21 protein-coding genes are annotated in these 18,204 nt (G+C 38.2%); 8 read left to right on the top strand and 13 right to left on the bottom strand.

Annotation, left to right across the window (positions count from 1 at the left end; translation table 11 throughout):
* Positions 1-205: 205 nt before the first annotated feature.
* From nagA to PYW30_RS03555, 7 genes are all read right to left on the bottom strand, one after another.
* Entirely contained in the window at positions 206-1,357 is a 1,152-nt protein-coding gene (gene nagA / locus PYW30_RS03585) for an N-acetylglucosamine-6-phosphate deacetylase (RefSeq protein ID WP_042218911.1), read from the bottom strand.
* Positions 1,358-1,452: 95 nt separating this feature from the next.
* Positions 1,453-2,625 carry a toxic anion resistance protein gene (locus tag PYW30_RS03580; protein WP_004258356.1) on the bottom strand — a complete coding sequence of 391 codons (1,173 nt, stop codon included), beginning with the start codon at positions 2,623-2,625 and terminating at the stop codon, positions 1,453-1,455.
* Between the two features lie 9 nt (positions 2,626-2,634).
* Positions 2,635-3,213, bottom strand: a complete 579-nt coding sequence (locus PYW30_RS03575; RefSeq protein WP_004258359.1) for a 5-bromo-4-chloroindolyl phosphate hydrolysis family protein — start codon at positions 3,211-3,213, stop codon at positions 2,635-2,637.
* A 1,000-nt stretch (positions 3,214-4,213) separates the two neighbouring features.
* Entirely contained in the window at positions 4,214-4,897 is a 684-nt protein-coding gene (locus tag PYW30_RS03570; RefSeq protein ID WP_042218898.1) for a TIM44-like domain-containing protein, read from the bottom strand.
* A 15-nt stretch (positions 4,898-4,912) separates the two neighbouring features.
* Entirely contained in the window at positions 4,913-5,281 is a 369-nt protein-coding gene (locus tag PYW30_RS03565) for a TIGR02328 family protein (protein WP_042218896.1), read from the bottom strand.
* Between the two features lie 49 nt (positions 5,282-5,330).
* Positions 5,331-5,630, bottom strand: a complete 300-nt coding sequence (locus PYW30_RS03560; protein WP_042218895.1) for a bacteriocin immunity family protein — start codon at positions 5,628-5,630, stop codon at positions 5,331-5,333.
* A gap of 32 nt (positions 5,631-5,662) precedes the next feature.
* Positions 5,663-5,947, bottom strand: a complete 285-nt coding sequence (locus PYW30_RS03555; RefSeq protein ID WP_042218894.1) for a DUF1294 domain-containing protein — start codon at positions 5,945-5,947, stop codon at positions 5,663-5,665.
* A 271-nt stretch (positions 5,948-6,218) separates the two neighbouring features.
* Here PYW30_RS03555 and PYW30_RS03550 point away from each other — a divergent pair, with 271 nt between their 5' ends.
* Positions 6,219-7,412 carry an SAM-dependent methyltransferase gene (locus tag PYW30_RS03550; RefSeq protein WP_004258378.1) on the top strand — a complete coding sequence of 398 codons (1,194 nt, stop codon included), beginning with the start codon at positions 6,219-6,221 and terminating at the stop codon, positions 7,410-7,412.
* Between the two features lie 293 nt (positions 7,413-7,705).
* Here the strand turns inward: PYW30_RS03550 and PYW30_RS03545 are convergent, their stop codons facing one another.
* The 3 genes from PYW30_RS03545 to PYW30_RS03535 are packed head-to-tail and all read right to left on the bottom strand — an operon-like array spanning position 7,706 to position 9,206.
* Positions 7,706-8,194: a GNAT family N-acetyltransferase gene (locus PYW30_RS03545; protein WP_042218893.1), complete on the bottom strand. Its 489-nt coding sequence runs from the start codon at positions 8,192-8,194 to the stop codon at positions 7,706-7,708.
* 12 nt (positions 8,195-8,206) lie between these two features.
* On the bottom strand, positions 8,207-8,704 hold the full coding sequence (locus PYW30_RS03540; RefSeq protein WP_232254500.1) for a GNAT family N-acetyltransferase: 498 nt from the start codon (positions 8,702-8,704) through the stop codon (positions 8,207-8,209).
* Between the two features lie 19 nt (positions 8,705-8,723).
* Positions 8,724-9,206: a nucleoside deaminase gene (locus tag PYW30_RS03535; protein WP_023889402.1), complete on the bottom strand. Its 483-nt coding sequence runs from the start codon at positions 9,204-9,206 to the stop codon at positions 8,724-8,726.
* Positions 9,207-9,420: 214 nt separating this feature from the next.
* Between PYW30_RS03535 and PYW30_RS03530 the strand changes: the two genes are divergently transcribed.
* The 6 genes from PYW30_RS03530 (at position 9,421) to rsmG (ending at position 14,077) form a co-directional block, all read left to right on the top strand.
* Positions 9,421-10,440, top strand: a complete 1,020-nt coding sequence (locus PYW30_RS03530; protein ID WP_042218884.1) for an NAD(P)H-dependent glycerol-3-phosphate dehydrogenase — start codon at positions 9,421-9,423, stop codon at positions 10,438-10,440.
* A 23-nt stretch (positions 10,441-10,463) separates the two neighbouring features.
* The gene (gene galU / locus PYW30_RS03525; RefSeq protein WP_004258396.1) at positions 10,464-11,390 is read left to right on the top strand and encodes a UTP--glucose-1-phosphate uridylyltransferase GalU; all 927 of its coding nucleotides are present in this window, start codon (positions 10,464-10,466) and stop codon (positions 11,388-11,390) included.
* A 101-nt stretch (positions 11,391-11,491) separates the two neighbouring features.
* Entirely contained in the window at positions 11,492-11,887 is a 396-nt protein-coding gene (locus tag PYW30_RS03520; RefSeq protein WP_004258398.1) for a NusG domain II-containing protein, read from the top strand.
* A complete protein-coding gene (locus PYW30_RS03515) occupies positions 11,884-12,414 on the top strand; it encodes a Gx transporter family protein (RefSeq protein WP_014025081.1) in 531 nt (176 codons plus the stop codon). Before PYW30_RS03520 ends, PYW30_RS03515 begins: the two co-directional genes overlap by 4 nt.
* Entirely contained in the window at positions 12,405-13,364 is a 960-nt protein-coding gene (locus PYW30_RS03510) for a polyprenyl synthetase family protein (protein ID WP_042218882.1), read from the top strand. The genes PYW30_RS03515 and PYW30_RS03510 overlap by 10 nt, the downstream gene beginning before the upstream one ends.
* Positions 13,364-14,077 (top strand): 16S rRNA (guanine(527)-N(7))-methyltransferase RsmG, encoded by a 714-nt coding sequence (gene rsmG / locus PYW30_RS03505; protein ID WP_042218880.1) that lies wholly within the window; start codon positions 13,364-13,366, stop codon positions 14,075-14,077. The genes PYW30_RS03510 and rsmG overlap by 1 nt, the downstream gene beginning before the upstream one ends.
* A 32-nt stretch (positions 14,078-14,109) precedes the next feature.
* On the opposite strand, the gene pyrF is transcribed toward rsmG, so the two are convergent.
* From pyrF to PYW30_RS03490, 3 genes are read right to left on the bottom strand one after another with little or no spacing between them, the layout of a single operon-like run.
* Positions 14,110-14,829 (bottom strand): orotidine-5'-phosphate decarboxylase, encoded by a 720-nt coding sequence (gene pyrF / locus PYW30_RS03500; RefSeq protein ID WP_042218877.1) that lies wholly within the window; start codon positions 14,827-14,829, stop codon positions 14,110-14,112.
* Positions 14,822-15,757 (bottom strand): dihydroorotate dehydrogenase, encoded by a 936-nt coding sequence (locus tag PYW30_RS03495; RefSeq protein ID WP_023889722.1) that lies wholly within the window; start codon positions 15,755-15,757, stop codon positions 14,822-14,824. The genes pyrF and PYW30_RS03495 overlap by 8 nt, the downstream gene beginning before the upstream one ends.
* 1 nt (position 15,758) lies before the next feature.
* On the bottom strand, positions 15,759-16,547 hold the full coding sequence (locus PYW30_RS03490) for a dihydroorotate dehydrogenase electron transfer subunit (protein ID WP_174412119.1): 789 nt from the start codon (positions 16,545-16,547) through the stop codon (positions 15,759-15,761).
* A gap of 415 nt (positions 16,548-16,962) precedes the next feature.
* Between PYW30_RS03490 and PYW30_RS03485 the strand changes: the two genes are divergently transcribed.
* Complete coding sequence (locus PYW30_RS03485) at positions 16,963-18,192, top strand: SPFH domain-containing protein (RefSeq protein WP_014025085.1); 1,230 nt, start codon at positions 16,963-16,965, stop codon at positions 18,190-18,192.
* Positions 18,193-18,204: the final 12 nt, after the last annotated feature.

Here is an 18,204-nt window from a genome sequence, read left to right as displayed (position 1 = left end):
AATCGCAAATTTAAAGTTCAATTTTTATTTCATTGTTTATTATATCACGATAAGAAAAAAAAATCTCATAAAAACGCTATGATAGCGTTTTTATTTAGCGTTTTTCAAATGTAATGGTTTTCAGATTACAAAAAGATTATTACTGTCTAAAACTGCTTTTGGTATTTTACAGAAACAAAAACAGTTCCCTGAGGGAACTGCTTTATTAAGCTTGGTAACGTTTTTCACCATCAAGATAAGTTGCAACAAGCTCAAGGTGTTCATCAAGAACGATAAAGTCTGCATCTAAACCTTCTTTAATTTGACCACAAACATCATCAATCTTTGTAGATTTCGCAGCATTCAAGGAAGCCATCTTAACAGCTTCAGCTGGTGTTGCAATTTGCCAATCTACTACATTTTTCACTGCATCTTTAAGCAAAAGAATTGAGCCCGCGAGGTTGCCCCCTTCTTTCAAACGTGCGGCACCTTCTTTAACGATTACTGGGAACTCGCCAAGATAATATTCGCCATCGCTTAATCCAGCAGCACGCATTGAGTCTGTGATTAATACCACATGGTCTGTCCCTTTTTCGCGCATCAAAATCTGACATGCTTCTGGACGTACGTGGAAGCCGTCACAAATCAATTCTGCATAAGTATTTGGTAAGTTGAAAACCGCGCCAACCATACCAGGCTCACGGTGATTAAGACCACGCATACCATTAAAAGCATGAACCCACATTGTAGCACCAGCTTGAACAGCTGCTACTGCGTCTGCATAAGTCGCATTAGAGTGACCAAGGGCGATAGTAAAGCCATGTTCTACCGCTTCTTTCACAAAGGCAGTTGACCCTTCACGTTCTGGTGCAATCCCAATTTTGATAGGTAAACCTTTAGCTGCTTCACCATATTCAGCAAGTTCACTATATGAAGGATCGCGCATGTATTTAGGGTTTTGAGCACCTTTAAATTCTTCCGTAAAGTAAGGACCTTCAAAGAAAAGTCCACGAATTTTAGCGCCAGCTGCTTTATCCACATTTGAACCAATTTCGTCAGCGACTTCCAACAATTCTTCATGACTTGCAGTCACAGCTGTTGGGAAGAAACTTGTAACACCTGCTGCCAAAAGTCCTTCACTCATTGTTTGGACGATACCTTCGATTTTACGGTCATTGGTATCTGCTCCACCAAAACCATGAATGTGTGTGTCTACCAGACCCGGAGCAATGGATTGGCCTGAATAATCCAGAATCTCAGCGCTAGCTGGAGCTTCTGCCATCCACTTTCCAAATTTGCCGTCTGTGATTTGCAGGAAACCACCTGTTTTCACTTCATAAGGATAGAAAAATTTGTCTGCTTTAATATAGTAAGTCATAAAAGGGTTCCTCCGATACTTTGTATTCCCCAACATTTTAACACTCGGTACTAAAAAAGTCAAGAATTGGTATATATCAATACTTGACTTTTGGCTTATTTTTTATTGGAAAGTTCAAGCAATTTTTGCTTAATTTCATCTTCCATTTTGACCAATTCTTGCTCCGTTTGCTGACGTTTTTGACGTCCGTCGGATTGGATGCGCATCGTTTCTTGAATGGTCTCGATAAGATTTTGTTGTGTAACTTTTAATGTTTCTACATCAATAAGTCCACGTTCATTTTCTTCAGCTGCTTCAATCGTTGAAGATTTAAGCATTTCCGAATTCTTACGTAGAAGATCATTGGTTGTTTCAGACACAATACGTTGACTCGCTAAAGCATCTTTTTGCTTCAATAGAGTCAAGGCAATTGCAACTTGGTTTTTCCACAAAGGAATTGCTGTATTGATTGATGTTTGAATTTTTTCTGCAAGCTCTTGGTTTGTATTTTGAATCAAGCGAATCTGTGGTGCTTGCTGAATCGTTAATTGACGTGCCAAACGTAAGTCGTGCGCTCGTTTATCTAAACGGTTTTTATAAGCTTCAAGATCGCTTACCTTTTGAACCGCTAAAGCGCCATCATCACCCGCACCTTGTGCTTCTTGACGTGCTGCTGGAAGGATTTCTTGTTCGAGCTCTTCAATCTTAAACTCCGCTCCTGCAATGTAAACATTAAGCGCTTTAAAGTAGTTGAGATTCTCATCATAAAGCTTATCAAGCATTTCATTGTCTTGAAGCAGACCTTGTTGCTCATTATTGAGTTTTGCCGAAATTTTATCAATTCCAGCACCAATTTTTTGGTACTTTTGAGTGACTTCAAAGATTGATTTTTTAACTTTACCAAACATTTTTTGGAAGACACTTTTGTTTTCAGCAACCAATTCATTAGGATTTGCTTGTTGGAGATTGTACATCAAATCAGTCAAAGAGCCGCCAACATCCCCTAAATCTTGCGCCTGTACTTTATCCAAAACACTTTGTGAAAAAGCTGAAATCTTATCTTGCGCATTTGCCCCATAAGCAATCACTGACTGCGCACTGTTCTCATCGAGTTGCTTAGCCAATTCCTTCGCTTTTTCACGCTCTTCTGGACTTAAGGCATCTATCGCGCGTAAAGAGGCTCTTTGATGCATATCGACAAGCTCTGTCTTTTGGGTTTCCGACAACGCTTCTGCTTCTTTCACGACTTTATCATCATTAATTAATTCATCTAAAATAGGGTTTTCCATTCTCACTCCTTAATCAAACTTTACTTCATGCTTAATGACATTGACATCATCCATCAAAATTTCATGATAATTTTTTGAGATATTCGTCGCCAGTGTCTTGATCAGAAGCAATGTTTCATCCATATCACGGCTCACTTCTTCAGATTTCACAGATTGTTTTTGCATTTCCAGATATTTCTCTGTTAATTTTACCATATTGGGCAAATCTTTATAGAGGAAATCATTCTGTTTTGTCAATTGTGTTGGATTTTGCACGATATGTTTGAAGAGGAGTTTACTTGCTTCAAGGCCACCTGTGACAGATTCAACAACCTCTAGCTCTTCATTTTTCTTCGTATTTGCTTCCCATTTTTCAATGTTTTCTTTAGCGTCCGCTAAAGTGTCACGAAAAATTTCGATGTCGCTCTCAGAAAGTCCTGCTTCTTGATAACGTTGTATATTTTCTTTACGCGGTGGTTTTTTTGCTGTTTTATTCTTTTTATTTGTTTTGTTTCTCATTAAGCTAATCAGCCAAAGTGCCACTAGTAGAATTATAATTGTTCGTATGAATCCATGCATTCCACCCATCATCATTCCTGTCATATGCATTTTTAGCCTCCATTCTTGTTTTCCTGTTATAACAAGCTTTCTTTACTTATTTCATCAGCCAACTGGCTATACTTTAATTTTATCATATTCTGAAGGAAACTTTTCAGACTTTCGTATGATTTCTCATTTGATATAAGAATGCTTATCGTAAGATTATATGCTTGGTTTTTGAAGACTAATTCTAGTATTTAATTATAAAATTTGGTAGAAATATCTGAGATTACTTTACGTCATATGAGGTCATATTTTAGAATACTGCAGATCTATTTTTTTGTAAGAAAAAAGATTTTTCCCATTCCTTTTTCTCAATCATACCTACTCTATTTTCCTTTTTATTTATTTGTTATTTTTTGACTTTGTTTCTGTGTTCTTTTAGGAAGTGAAAAGTAAAGATTGAAGAGTAAAACAACAGCGATTACTAGGGATACATAAGGATTGCTGTTATAAAATATAAAATTTATTGCAATAGCAATAAGTGAAAGTAATGTGATCAATAGGTTAATATATTTTTTTGTCATGAATTCGTGTTCCTTTTATTTTGAAAGTTCGTCACGCTACTGTGAAAAACCAGAAAATTCGGCGTAAATCTTTAAGAAAGCGTATCGTTCGTGTCATTCTCTTTTAACATTGAAATGGCGTATTGTGCAATGCAAATAATTATTACAAAACCTATAATTTTAAGCAAAAGACTTAATGGCGCAAATAAGTACAATAAAATTATTGCGCCTATTTCACAACTATAAATAATAAATTTCATGATTTTTTCCAATCTTTTTTTATAAGTCTGAACACTGAGAAGTGTTCTTTTTTTATTTTATAACGATTTTTAGGAATTGACGTTACGTAGCATTACATCCATAGAAAAGGATTTCATCCTTATGTTAAAAATTAATATATGCACCCCTATTTATGAGCATACTGCTTTAATAACAGTTTGCATGTGCTGAGAAAGGCCTGATAAAAATGTAAAACTCAGGCAGATCTCTCGAAAATAATAGTTTTAGATCCTGAATTCCTTAATCTTATCAACCTTCATTCCTTCTTCATCAATAACAAATGTCCATCGTTGTTTAAATTTTTGCTGAGCATTGGGAAGACCTTTTAGTACGTGTTGCGTGTCCTTATCTATTACGTAATCAATAGCTTTAAAAGATATATCTATCTCGAATGTGTTGGATTTCTTCCAGTAGAGTCGACTGAGGCCTTCGATTTCAATTTTTTCTGTGTGATTTATTTTTCGCTTGTCTAAGTAATTTAACAATATTTTAGTATGCTTGGCATAAAGTTTTTCACTATATAATTGCGAGACTCTTGATATATCTTGGGTATTCCATGCATTTTGAATAGATAAAAATTGTTTCTTTATAGTATGAGCAAGTTGTATATCCTCAATCTGAACTCCCTCAGTATATATTACCTTAGGTTTAATAACTGCACTAATGGCTATAATGATACCAAGGCCTACAAGAGAAAGCATGAGCATTACTTTATTTGATACACCACCTTCTATACTTGATATATCGTGATTACTAGAGTGAACGCCCCCATTTCCCCCATGGAAACCTCCACCTCCTGTAACTCCGCCTCCATGCAGGCCCCCAGCTAATGCCAGAGCATGTGGAGCAAAGGTGATGAAGAAACCCATTACTAAAAGAGCAATAAATATTTTTTGTTTTTTTATCATATAACTTCTTATAATTTAGAGTTCAATCAGCACATTTTTAGTCTTTAAGTTATTCAGGCATTCTCTCAAATAATCTTCATTGTGCTCTGGATAAATCGGGACAGTCAAAGGCAAAGTCTCTAGTGAGTCATAACTTGAACAATGGTTACCACGGTACAAGGGACTTTCCCATTCCTTAGCCGGCTTGTATCCTCTTCGCTTCATTTCCTCTATTATTCGTTGATGATATTGGAATAATTTATAGGGGGAATAATGAAAAACATAGTTTACAGTCGCGTGTGGCTTACCCCATCCCTTCCCTCTTAAAGCACAGCATTCTCTGTGCTGCCCGAGCAATTGCATCCGTGGAAGGCGCGTGATTAAATCTTCGTGCCATAACCTCATCTCTCATCTCCTCCTCTTCCAGATTATTATGCGTCCTGTTTCAGCTCAATCATAAAGGTCGATTTATTCCTAGTGGAACACTTCCAAAAGGCAAAATTTCATGGAGTCTTTCAGGAATTTTTTGACTAAACTTTCTTACATTTGGCGATAATTTTCCGTTTAAGGCAAGTAAGGTAAAGCTCACTTGGATACGTTGCACTATCTGCGGGACATATTCACCGCCCTCTATCAAATTTTTCGCCTTCGTCAGCACTTTCCGTTCTTGGCTCGTCAAGGATTCGTCCAGTATTAATCGATAAATATCGTTTAAAATCTGTTCTTCACGTGCGGATAGCTTTACATTTTTCATCAGCGACCTCCTTTTGAACAGCCTGCTTTGCTTTATTTAAGTAAGGTTTTAAAAATCAAAACCACTAAAATCAGGTCAATGGCTAAGCCAAGATACCATGAAACGAGAAAATATGCTTTTTGCGTTTTGTGTCGACAAATTTTTCCGCCCAGAAATGCACCTAAACCACCGCACAGTATTGCTTGGGAAATAAGGACCTTCTCAGGAATTCTCCACAAGTGATGCTGCGCCTTGTATTTGTCAATAGCATAAAACAGAAAGACAATAATGTTCCAAATAATAAGTGCTGTTAAAATAAGAATTCCTGTTGTTGCCATTGCCTATCTTTCTGTTTTTAAATTTATTTTCAAAGTGCTTTAAATGCCGATGACGAATTTCATCATCCGTTGGGTATTTTAATATTTTTGTTATTTTAATAAATAGATCTTTACGCTATTCATTATATCACTTGCTGGCCTTGAAGTCATAACAGACTATCAGATAAATGAAGCACTCGACCTCATTTATCTGTAAAATTTAAGTATTTGACATTCAAAAAAACTCGGAGTATAGTTTTATCTATAGCAAAGTTAGAAAAGGGGAAATAACTTGGTATTTGAAAAAACAGTATTAAACAAAGCTCTCGCCTCTGCCTTTGATATTCCAGTAAAAGTAACTTACTGGGATGGCAAAACAGAGAAATATGGCGATGGGGAAGCTCAAGTACACATCATTTTCAATAAGAAATTCGCTTTTAGCGATTTAGCATCCATGCCTACTCTGGTTCTTGCTGAAGCTTACATGCACGATGAAATCGAAATTGAAGGAAGTATTCAAGAACTTGTTGCTTCCGCTTATCGCAAAGCAGATAGCTTTTTAACAAATCAATCAGGCTTCGGAAAATCAATTGTCGAACTCTTGGGCAACCACTCTCAAAAGCAATCGAAAAAAGATATCCATCAGCACTATGACATTGGGAACGACTTTTACAAAAAATGGCTGGATCCAACAATGACTTATTCTTGTGCTTATTTTGAAAATGAGAATATGACACTGGAACAAGCACAAATCGCTAAAGTACATCATATCCTTGACAAGCTCAACAGTACACCTGGTGGACGTTTATTAGATATTGGTTGTGGTTGGGGAACATTGCTCTTTACTGCGGCACAAGAATACGGCTTAGAAACTGTGGGCGTTACTCTTTCTGAAGAACAATATAACTATATCGTAAATAAGGCAAAAAAACTCGGACTCGAGGATAAAGTCAAAGTTTTCCTTACAGATTACCGCGATTTAAATGAAGGAACCTTTGATTATGTAACTTCTGTGGGCATGTTTGAGCATGTGGGTAAAGAAAATTTGGAAATGTATTTCCAAAAGGTTTATGATTATCTCAAACCAAATTCTCGTGCCCTCATTCATGGAATTACAGGTCAACATCGTGGAGCAGGTGTCGATCCCTTTATTGAAAAATATATCTTCCCAGGAGGTTACATTCCAAACATCGCTGAAAATGTCGAGCACATTATGACTGCAAAATTACAACTTGATGATTTGGAACCTTTACGCCGTCACTACCAGAAAACACTCGAAATCTGGAACGAGAACTACAGTAAAGTTTTTGACGAAGTTGAAAAGGAAATGGGGCGTCCATTTGCTCGCATGTGGACCCTTTATCTTCAAGCCTGTGCGGCTAGTTTTGAATCAGGGAACATTGATGTGGTTCAATATCTTTTAACAAAAGGTCCTTCCGGTGTTGGTCTTCCAATGACGCGTCAATATATGCTTCAACATCATTAAAAGTTTATTAATATGAAAAGAAAAAAAGCAGCTGTCAAATACAACTGCTTTTTTTGCACATTTCTTTTTTATTTGGAATATATAAAGGCCTTGTCAATAAGGGAGATAAACATAGCCATGGGCCTGAACCAACCATAGCATCGATCATTGTAAATATTTTACCTGTTGTAGTTATCGGAAGTATGACTTCATTTCTTACTCGTTTTTTAAGGTATAACTAAAGGAGGTAAATAATTTTTTGGTGGCATGAGTAAAGAAAACACAGGAATCTTCTTTCTCAATTTATTATAAGTTTATTTCCAAATAAGAAGTTCTGACTCTGTGGTTACATCCCCAAACTTATCGGAAAAATCTTTATAATGCACCGCTCCTAACTTTGTATAGAGGCTTCTTGCATTTTCGTTATTTTTAAGAATTGCAATGGTAACCGTCTTTTGGGCTTCTTTTGCCTGCTGCAACACCTGTGACAATAACTGAGTCCCCACGCCTTTTCTTTGAAACTTTTGTGAGATGTGAAGGGAATCAATGTACAAGTTATCGCTCTGATCTCTACTTTCTGAGTAAGCAATAAAACCTGCAATATTATTGTCTAAGGCTTTGACGAGAATATGTTGTGAGGGCTGTGCAAGAAACTGCTCCCATTTTTTCTGAAATGTACCATATTCTAAGCTTTCCAAATAGGCGTGGGGCAAGATATTTTCATATGTCATTTGCCAATTGTCTACGTTAATATGTGCTATTTCTTCTAACTCAGATTGATGTACAGGACGAATACTTGTCATCTTTTCCCCTTTTTATTTCAAATAATCTTTCTTCAAAAGTCCCATAAAATGGCTGTCGTGGTAACTTCCTGCTGCAAAAAAATGTTCCTTCATTGTTCCTTCAATTTTAAAGCCAACTTTTTCATAAATATGAACGGCAGGAGCATTATCAACATCCACCCAAAGGTAAACTTTATGCATGTTTAATACTTTAAAAGCATAGTCTAAAGCTTGATGAAATGCTTCTTGTGCCAAGCCTCTACCAGAATATTCTTCTGTAATAATGAGCTGTATTTCGCAACTACGGTGGATAAAATTGATCTCCATCAATTCTACTATGCCCGCAAATGCGCCATCCTCATCTACCACAAAGCGACGTTCATCCATACTATGAATGTGCTTATCATACAGAGCAGTTAATTCATCTAATGATTCGTAAGGCTCTTGAAACCATAAATGCATAGTTTTAGCTTCATTGTTGATGATATGAATATTTTTTAAGTCTGTTCTTTCTAGTGCTCTGATTTTCATTTTAGAATCTCCTTGCTTTTTATTTCCAATAGCCTTCATGAACTTTTCTAGCTTTTTCCTCTACTTCCGGAAAGGGGCCGATAATCTGTATGGGCTTTTGTCCGCGGTCAATAATCTGTTGTGCAGGCAAATCAAAAGTGGGATTTTGTTCATTATCTCCTGTTAATTCTAACAAACGTTTTTCAGTGAGAGCATAAACGATAGTTCCGATATTCCCCCAATAAATCGCTCCGGTACACATCGCACAAGGTTCAGCTGTGGTATAAAGTTTACATTGCCACAGAAATTCTTTGGAATAAAGCGTTGAAGCTTTTGCAGCCAAACTGGTTTCCGCATGCCCTGTACAAATCTGCTCTGTAATTTCAATATTTTCTTGTTCTAGGAGAATATTTCCCTTGCTATCTGTCAAAAGTGCACCAAAAGGAGTATTCCCGTGATTGCGTGCATTTTGGGAAATCTCCACACAGCGTTCCAAAAGCGCAATATGTTTTTGTCTTTGCATATTCACCGTCCTTATTTCATGATAAAATAGTTAGACTTTATTATACAATGAACCAGCTGTAAATAAAAGCGTTCAATATATTTTTGACAACTTTTAAGCAAAAGTTCTTTTTTGTTTTCCCAATTGGGTTTTCAGTGAATTTTAATATAGATTATGGTAAAATGAGGATGTATTGGGCTTTTATAAGCCAGGATAAATTAGTAAAGGAAAAAATATGAATCCACAAAAAATTGCCGTGCTCGGCCCTGGATCATGGGGAACTGCTCTTTCTCAAGTTCTTAATGACAATGGACATGAAGTTCGTATTTGGGGAAACAATGTTGACCAAATTGCTGAAATTAATGAAAAGCATACCAACGAACGTTACTTCAAAGGGATCACTTTAAATCAGAAAATTTCTGCTTATACCGATCTCGAGTCTGCCTTGTCTGATGTTGATGCCATTCTTTTCGTTGTTCCAACAAAAGTGACACGTTTGGTTGCTCAACAAGTCGCAAAAGTTCTTAAACATAAAGTGACCGTTATGCATGCATCTAAAGGGCTTGAACAAGGGACACATGAACGTATTTCTTCAATACTCGAAGAAGAGATCCCAGAAGAATACCGAAGCGAAATTGTTGTGGTTTCTGGTCCTTCTCATGCCGAAGAAACAATTCGACGTGATATTACCTTAATTTCTGCTGCTTCAAACGATTTAGAAACGGCGAAGTATGCCCAAGAAATTTTTTCTAACGATTATTTCCGACTCTATACCAACACGGATGTTGTTGGTGTAGAGACAGCGGGTGCTTTGAAAAACATTATTGCAGTCGGTGCTGGGGCTTTACATGGTCTTGGTTTTGGGGATAATGCTAAAGCAGCAATCATCACGCGTGGTTTAGCAGAAATTACCCGTTTAGGCGTTGCTATGGGCGCTCAACCACTTACTTATAGTGGTTTGTCTGGTGTAGGTGACTTGATTGTTACCGGTACATCCATTCATTCACGCAATTGGCGAGCGGGTGATGCTCTCGGTCGTGGGGAGAAGCTTGCGGATATCGAAGCAAATATGGGAATGGTTATCGAAGGTGTTTCAACAACCAAAGCCGCTTACGAACTCGCGCAAAGTATGCATATCGATATGCCCATCACTGAGACAATCTACAAAGTACTTTATGAAAATATGGATGCACGTGAAGGCATCTTAGACATTATGCGTCGCGAAACACGTACCGAAAACGAATTCAGTATCTAAATCAAAAGGAGCAAATTTTTAAAATGATTAAAGCAAATCCAAAACAAAAAGTAAGAAAAGCAATTATTCCCGCAGCTGGTCTGGGCACACGTTTCCTTCCTGCTACTAAAGCCCTAGCTAAAGAAATGTTACCTATTGTTGATAAGCCAACCATTCAATTTATTGTTGAAGAAGCCTTAAAATCAGGAATTGAAGATATCTTAATCGTTACAGGTAAAGCTAAACGTCCGATCGAAGACCACTTTGACTCAAACATTGAGTTGGAACAAAACCTTAAAGAAAAAGGGAAAACAGAGCTTTTAAAATTAGTTGAAGAAACAACAGATATCAATCTTCACTTCATTCGTCAAAGTCACCCAATGGGGCTCGGACATGCGGTTCTACAAGCAAAAGCCTTTGTTGGTGATGAACCTTTTGTTGTAATGCTCGGTGATGATCTCATGAACATCATGGGGGATGGTACACCACTCACAAAAGAATTGATTTCCGACTACGAAAAGACACACGCTTCAACAATCGCTGTAATGAAAGTTCCACATGATGATGTGGATAAATATGGTGTTATTGCTCCAGAAGGTGAAGTTTCCAAAGGTCTTTACAATGTCGCAGAATTCGTTGAAAAACCTGCCGTTGAGGATGCGCCTTCTGATTTAGCTATCATCGGTCGCTACCTCTTAACTCCAGAAATTTTCCAAGTTTTAGAAAAACAAAAACCTGGTGCAGGTAACGAAATCCAATTGACAGATGCGATTGAAACTTTAAATAAAACACAACGCGTTTTTGCACATGAGTTCACAGGCAAACGTTATGATGTCGGCGATAAATTTGGTTTTGTTGAAACAACTATCGAATATGGCCTTAATCATCCCCAAATCAAAGATGAATTGCATGATTACATCATCGCCAAAGCAAAAGAACTTTCAAAGTCTGAAAGCAAAACTGAAAAATAATTCAAAGCTGTCCAGCATTTGCTTGGACAGCTCTTCTTATCCCCTTTTCCTTGTAAAATCAAATCATTCCGAACTTCTTATTTTGCCTAAATTATGCTATCATGGAGGGGATGAAATTTTTCAAAGAAATCAAGATTAAAGCTCTGGATATTATCATTATTCTTGCCTTATTTTGTGCTTCTTTTTCTGTTTTTTTTCTCCTGCCTCACAATAGCTCTGGGACAAAGGCCCAATTACGTGTGCAAGGGAAAGTGATAAAAACATTTGATTTAAGCAAAAATCAGCGCTGGACTTACCGCTCTGAAGATGGGGATTACAATGAAATAGAGGTAAAGGATGGAGCGATTGCTGTTGTTAAGGCTTCTTGTCGCGATCAAATTGATGTACAACGTGGCTTTATTTCAAAAGTTAACGATACTATCGTTTGTTTACCTCATGATTTAGTCATTCAAATCATTGGAGATCAATCAGAATCTGGAGTGGATTATAGCGGATGAATGTAAAAGAAAATATTTATATAGCACTTCTCACTGCGGTAGCTGTTGTTATGGGGATTTTTGAGAGCTGGATTCCTTCCTTCTTCGCTTTTGCTCCGGGAGCCAAAATTGGCTTAGCTAATCTGGTAATGATTATTGCCATTTTCACCTTAGATTGGCGTAAAGTTTGGACAATGCAAGTCTTGCGCTTGCTAATTACTGCTTTATTCACAGGTGTTTCTGTGGTTATCTACTCTGCGGCAGGAGCAATTTTAAGCCTCTTAGCCATGTACCTCATGAAGCAATTAGGCCCCAAATGGGTCTCTCTCATTGGTATTTCTGTTGTCGGAGGATTCTTTCATAATCTCGGACAACTGCTTGTTGCTTCGCTTATTACAGGTACAAGCTCCGTAATGCTTTATTTACCCTGGCTCTCTTTTTTCGGTATGCTCGCAGGCTTTGCCATCGGTGTTGGTGGCAACCAAATCATTCAGCGTGTAGCGCCAATTCAGTTATTATTTATTAAAGAAAGTAAAAAATGGACGTAAAAAATACAATTTGGTCAGAATATCCAAAACTAGAATCTTCCTTAGTCAAAGTTCAAAAGCTGATGAAGCAACAGGTTGGCATCAAAAACAAAGAAATCAAGTCAGCCATTTTTGACCTGTTTGATGCAGGTGGAAAAATGCTACGTCCGGCTTATTTATTAATGTTTTCCGATTTTACTGCTATGGATAATAAAAGTAAAATCGCGCTTGCTGCAAGTGTCGAAATGTTGCACACTGCAACGCTTATTCACGACGATATTGTTGACCAAGCAGACACACGTCGCGGTGTTGAGACGCTCTCGAAAAAATACGATCCCTCAATTGCTGTTTATGCTGGCGATTATCTCTTTGTGGCAGTTTTTAAACTCTTATCAAAATATTCGTTTGATTTGCCAAATTTGACCAAAAACATCGGCTCTATTGAACGCCTTTTAGGCGGAGAACTTGGACAACTCAACAAACACTTTGATTTTGAACAAACGCTTGATGATTATATTCAAAATATTTCTGGAAAAACTGGTGAACTTTTTGCTATGTCATCCTCAATTGCTCCTTTAATTATGCAAGATGTTCACTTATCTGAACTTTCTTATAATATTGGGATGGACATTGGGATTGCTTTCCAAATTATGGATGATTATCTTGATTATGCCAGCGACAGCCAAACCCTAGGCAAACCTGTACATGAAGACATCAAGCAAGGTATCTTTTCTGCACCTGTTCTTTTTGCTTTAGAGATTGATCCTCATCAGGTGAAAACCTTGATTCAAAAAGAACAATTTGAAGAAGTTTACAGCTTCATTCAAAACTCTGGAGCGCTGACTAAAACTAAAGAGTTGGCTCAATATTATACCAATCAAGCTCTCACTCTTATTAACAAACTCCCTGAGGGCCAAACACGTGATAACATTAGCAGTGTTACAAGAAAACTTTTGGAACGGAACTTATAATGAACCCTGAAGAATTTTATGCGCAACTTGAAACTTTTGACATTTTCTTAAGTGAACAACAAAAAGAACAATTTGAACGCTATTTTGAGCTTCTCGTTGAATGGAATGAAAAAATTAACCTGACGGCAATTACAGAGAAAAAAGAAGTCTTTCTCAAACATTTCTATGATTCAATTGCACCAATTCTCTATAAGCTCATTCAAAATGAGCCTCTAAAAATTCTTGATATTGGTGCTGGAGCAGGATTTCCTAGTCTGCCAATGAAGATTATTTTCCCAGAGCTACAAGTAACTATTATTGATTCGCTGAATAAGCGCATCAACTTCTTGTCTCTTTTATCAAAAGAGTTGCACTTAGAGCAAGTGACTTTATTGCACGGTCGCGCTGAGGACTTTGGCCAAAATCCCCTCTACCGGGCTCAATTTGACATTGTTACAGCACGCGCAGTTGCGCGCCTCAGTGTACTCTCTGAACTCACAATTCCTTTTCTGAAGAAAAATGGGCATCTCTTGTCGCTTAAAGCGGCTAAGTTTGATGAAGAACTTTCTGACGCTAAACATGCAATTGCCGTCTTAGGAAGCAAGTTTATCGAACAAATTGATTATCAACTTCCAAATGGCGACGAGCGGCATATTGCTCTCATTGAAAAGAAAAAAGAAACACCGAAAAAGTACCCACGTAAAGCGGGTATCCCTAATAAAAAGCCACTTTAAAAAGCTCTGGTTCATTCAGAGCTTTTTCTTTATTATGAGCGGCCATTCCATTCATTCTTGATGGTTTGATAGGCTTGAATTGGGTTTTCGGCACGCGTAATTGGACGGCCAACGACAATATAATCCGAGCCAATATTGCGTGCTTCTTCTGGTGTCATCACGCGTTTTTGATCTCCCTTAGCTGTGCCTGCTGGGCGAATACCTGGTGTCAAACAGATAAAATCTGGTCGTGTCACACTTTTAATCTTTTGAACCTCATGAGCTGAACATACCACGCCATCTAAACCAGCCTCATCTGTGCATTTAGCATAGTGTAGCACCGATTCCTCCAAGCTTGTCATAATCATTTGATCGTGGTGCATGCTTTCTTGGCTAGTGGAAGTCAGCTGAGTAACAGCAATCAAATCTGCAACCTTTTCTCCAGCAGGTGTTCCAGCGATCAAACCTTCTTTAGCTTGCTGCATCACCTCAATCCCTCCAGCAGCATGAACATTAATCATATCTATTCCTAAACGTGCGAGACCTTTCATGGCTGAGCCAACTGTATTTGGAATATCATGGAGTTTCAAATCTAAGAAGACATCATGCCCTTGAAATTTAAGGAAGTCTACAACAACAGGCCCTTCTTGATAGAGGAGCTCCATTCCCACTTTTACATAGAGTTTTTCGTGATCATCAAAACGCAGCAAAAAATTCTTTACATCGCGTAAACTTGGGAAGTCGAGGGCTACCATTGGTCTTGATTCATGCATTTTCTTTTTTCTCCTTTTTTACTTCTTTACGTAATTCTTCTAAACTTTCAATGCCATACTTATCCATAAGCTGGGGAAGTTCATCAATAATTTTCGGACACACATAGGGATCAGAAAAGTTTGCTGTTCCTACTGCAACTGCACTTGCACCAGCCAAATAAAATTCAAGCACATCTTGGGCGGTCATAACACCACCCATTCCAATAATCGGTAAATCCACTGCTTGTGCCACTTGATGAACCAATTTTAAAGCTACTGGTTTAATCGCTGGACCGGAGAGGCCACCTGTAATATTGGCTAAAATCGGTTTACGCGTCTGCAGATCGTAACGCATTCCCATTAAGGTATTGATCATCGTAATCCCGTCAGCTCCTGCTGCTTCTACGGCCTGAGCGATTTCTACAATATCCGTCACATTTGGCGAGAGCTTGACATACAGTGGGACATCCGCTACTTCCTTACAAGCCTTGACCAAATCATAAGCAACTTTTGGATCTGTACCAAATGCTTGTCCGCCATGCTTCACATTAGGACAAGAAATATTGAGTTCAATAGCTTTAACATTTGGGGCTGCCCCTATTTTATCGCAAACAGCTACATAATCATATTGTTCAGAACCGGCGACATTAGCAATAATAGGCAGCTCCGGAAAGTTTTCATACAGCCAAGGCAATTTATCTGAGAGTACCGCATCTAGGCCAGGATTTTGCAGACCAATTGCATTAAGCATGCCGGCACTTGTTTCTGCAACACGTGGCGTTGGGTTACCATAACGTGGATTAAGCGTTGTGGCCTTAATCATTATAGACCCCAACTGATTTAAATCATAATATCGTGCATAATCCTCACCAAAACCGAAGCAACCTGAGGCAGGCATAATTGGATTTTTAAGATTCAAACCAGGAAGTTCCACTGCAAGTCGATTCATTTTATATTACCACTCCATTTCCTTTAAACACCGGCCCATCTTGACAGACTTTTAAAGCATGTTCAGGGTCTTTTTTATCCGGGACAACACAAGCATAACATGCACCAATACCACAAGCCATACGTGCCTCCATTGACAAATATAATCGCTCTAAAGTTTCAAATCTTGTTGCTACGGCTTTTAACATCATTGGTGCACCACAAGCATAGACAGCATCTACCTCTTGTTCAAACTGATTGAATAGATGCCCCACATGGCCTCGGCAACCATAAGAACCGTTATCTGTGGCTACTTTCACCTCAACATTAGGGAGTTGTGCGAACTGTTCTTCAAGGATCTTTACTTCTGCACGTGCAAATCCGAGTAAAACCGTAATGGTACAGCCTTTTTTACTAAGCTGTTTCGCTAACTCATACAAGGGTGGAACACCTATTCCTCCACCTACTATAAGCACTTGATCATTTTCTGTTACTTCATCAACGGGAAATCCTTTACCTAAAGGACCAAGAATATCCACCGCTTGTCCTGCACTCATTTTTGACAAAAGGTAGGTACCCGTGGTTTTATCACCTCGACGATAGAGTAATGTACACGTTTTTTCCTGCTTATTCCAGCTTGAAATCGAAATTGGCCGTCGTAAAAGCAAGTCTTGACTAGGAACTTTTAATTGCAAAAACTGTCCTGCTATTTCCATATCATCTACCAAATCGCCTTGCAGTACCAACTCAAAGATGTCTTCAGCAACTTCTTTCTGACTGACAATAAGCATCTCTTCTTGAAGCTTCATCACTCCTCCTTTTTATAAAACGAATCTATTAGTCAATGTGTTCTTCAGTTCACGATTACTTTAGCTGCAATAAGCCAACGCATTCAAGCAAAAAGAATGACTGACGGTTCAGAAGTCGCTTCGCTTTCTTGCGTGTTGTCCTTCTCATAGAATGACAATAAAAAACACCTGCAGAGGGCTGCAGGTGTACACAAAGCGTCTATCTTCCTTTACGCATACAAAAGTACGCGAAATAAAGGGAGATATAATTTATCGTATCCTTGCTAGCCTCTCTGGACTAAGTTAAAGGTTTTAAAGTATTATAACCTAAATTAAGAGGAATTACAAGAAGCAATAAATCCTACTCAAGTTGTAAAAAATTCCTTTCTTTATATGGTATAATGAAAGCGTGTAATTTAAATAAAGACAGGAGAAAAATATGGGTATCATTAAAGCAGCGACAAGTAGCATCGGAGGAACGTTGGCCGATCAATGGCTTGAAGTCATCGAACCAGAAGATATGTCCGATCAAACCGTCATGACAAAAGGTGTTATGGTGCGCAAGGACGATAAACGTGGTAGCAATCGTAAAGGAACTTCGGACGTCATCACAGATGGATCTGTCGTGCATGTTTATCCTAATATGATGATGCTCCTCGTTGACGGTGGTAAAATTATTGACTATACCGCAGAGGAAGGTTATTATACGGTCAAAAATGATACTGCACCTTCTATGTTTAACGGTGGACTTAAAGAATCTGTTCAAGAAGCCTTCTTCCGTTTTAAATTTGGTGGTGTGACACCTCAAAAACAAGAAGTTTTCTATATTAACCTTCAAGAAATTAAAGGTATTAAGTTTGGAACAGCAACGCCTTTACAATACTTTGATAACTTCTACAATGCGGAACTCTTTCTCCGTACGCACGGAACATATTCGATAAGAATTACAGACCCTATCTTGTTCTATGCTAATGCTATTCCTAAAAATCAAACGCAAGTTGAAATTTCAGATATCAACGAACAATATCTCCAAGAATTTTTAACAGCATTAAATACATCAATCAATCTCTACTCCGCGCAAGGTGAGCGCGTTTCTTTCCTCCCTTCAAAATCTGTTGAACTTTCAAAATATATGGCAGATACACTTGACGAAGAATGGCGTAAACTTCGTGGAATCGAAGTAGTCGCTGTTGCTGTAAGCTCAATCAGTTACACAGATGATAGCCAAAAGCTAATCAATATGCGTAATCAAGGGGCAATGCTCGGTGATCCAAGTGTCCGTGAAGGCTATATGCAAGGCGCTGTGGCACGTGGTATTGAAGCAGCTGGAAGCAATACGGGTGGAGCCATGCAAGCCTTTATGGGAATGGGTATGGGAATGAACCAAGCGGGAGATGTTCTTGGTCAAGCCAGTGCATCAAACCAAGCTCAAATGGCTCAGCAAGAAAAGACTGCGACAAAATCGGAAGATATGTGGACATGTTCAGCTTGTGGTACAGAAAACGCGGGTAAATTCTGTTCTAACTGTGGGGAGAAAAAACCTGAAGCCGCAGCTAACTTAAAGATTGAAATGGCTTGTTCAGCTTGTAATGCAGTCGTTAATTTAGCGAATGGTGTGCCAAAATTCTGTCCGGAATGTGGGCAACCTTTCGTTGCTAAACCTTTATAAAAATCAGAAAAG

This window comes from Lactococcus garvieae subsp. garvieae, from assembly GCF_029024465.1.
Lineage (GTDB): Bacteria > Bacillota > Bacilli > Lactobacillales > Streptococcaceae > Lactococcus > Lactococcus garvieae.
This window is presented reverse-complemented; position numbering and strand designations above follow the sequence as displayed.

Bases quoted from the DNA above. Each gene is read 5' to 3' on its own strand.
- nagA (WP_042218911.1), bottom strand. From the start codon at position 1,357: ATGACTTACTATATTAAAGCAGACAAATTTTTCTATCCTTATGAAGTG.
- PYW30_RS03580 (WP_004258356.1), bottom strand. From the start codon at position 2,625: ATGGAAAACCCTATTTTAGATGAATTAATTAATGATGATAAAGTCGTG.
- PYW30_RS03575 (WP_004258359.1), bottom strand. From the start codon at position 3,213: ATGCATATGACAGGAATGATGATGGGTGGAATGCATGGATTCATACGA.
- PYW30_RS03570 (WP_042218898.1), bottom strand. From the start codon at position 4,897: ATGATAAAAAAACAAAAAATATTTATTGCTCTTTTAGTAATGGGTTTC.
- PYW30_RS03565 (WP_042218896.1), bottom strand. From the start codon at position 5,281: ATGAGGTTATGGCACGAAGATTTAATCACGCGCCTTCCACGGATGCAA.
- PYW30_RS03560 (WP_042218895.1), bottom strand. From the start codon at position 5,630: ATGAAAAATGTAAAGCTATCCGCACGTGAAGAACAGATTTTAAACGAT.
- PYW30_RS03555 (WP_042218894.1), bottom strand. From the start codon at position 5,947: ATGGCAACAACAGGAATTCTTATTTTAACAGCACTTATTATTTGGAAC.
- PYW30_RS03545 (WP_042218893.1), bottom strand. From the start codon at position 8,194: ATGACAAGTATTCGTCCTGTACATCAATCTGAGTTAGAAGAAATAGCA.
- PYW30_RS03540 (WP_232254500.1), bottom strand. From the start codon at position 8,704: ATGAAAATCAGAGCACTAGAAAGAACAGACTTAAAAAATATTCATATC.
- PYW30_RS03535 (WP_023889402.1), bottom strand. From the start codon at position 9,206: ATGCAAAGACAAAAACATATTGCGCTTTTGGAACGCTGTGTGGAGATT.
- PYW30_RS03530 (WP_042218884.1), top strand. From the start codon at position 9,421: ATGAATCCACAAAAAATTGCCGTGCTCGGCCCTGGATCATGGGGAACT.
- galU (WP_004258396.1), top strand. From the start codon at position 10,464: ATGATTAAAGCAAATCCAAAACAAAAAGTAAGAAAAGCAATTATTCCC.
- PYW30_RS03520 (WP_004258398.1), top strand. From the start codon at position 11,492: ATGGAGGGGATGAAATTTTTCAAAGAAATCAAGATTAAAGCTCTGGAT.
- PYW30_RS03515 (WP_014025081.1), top strand. From the start codon at position 11,884: ATGAATGTAAAAGAAAATATTTATATAGCACTTCTCACTGCGGTAGCT.
- PYW30_RS03510 (WP_042218882.1), top strand. From the start codon at position 12,405: ATGGACGTAAAAAATACAATTTGGTCAGAATATCCAAAACTAGAATCT.
- rsmG (WP_042218880.1), top strand. From the start codon at position 13,364: ATGAACCCTGAAGAATTTTATGCGCAACTTGAAACTTTTGACATTTTC.
- pyrF (WP_042218877.1), bottom strand. From the start codon at position 14,829: ATGCATGAATCAAGACCAATGGTAGCCCTCGACTTCCCAAGTTTACGC.
- PYW30_RS03495 (WP_023889722.1), bottom strand. From the start codon at position 15,757: ATGAATCGACTTGCAGTGGAACTTCCTGGTTTGAATCTTAAAAATCCA.
- PYW30_RS03485 (WP_014025085.1), top strand. From the start codon at position 16,963: ATGGGTATCATTAAAGCAGCGACAAGTAGCATCGGAGGAACGTTGGCC.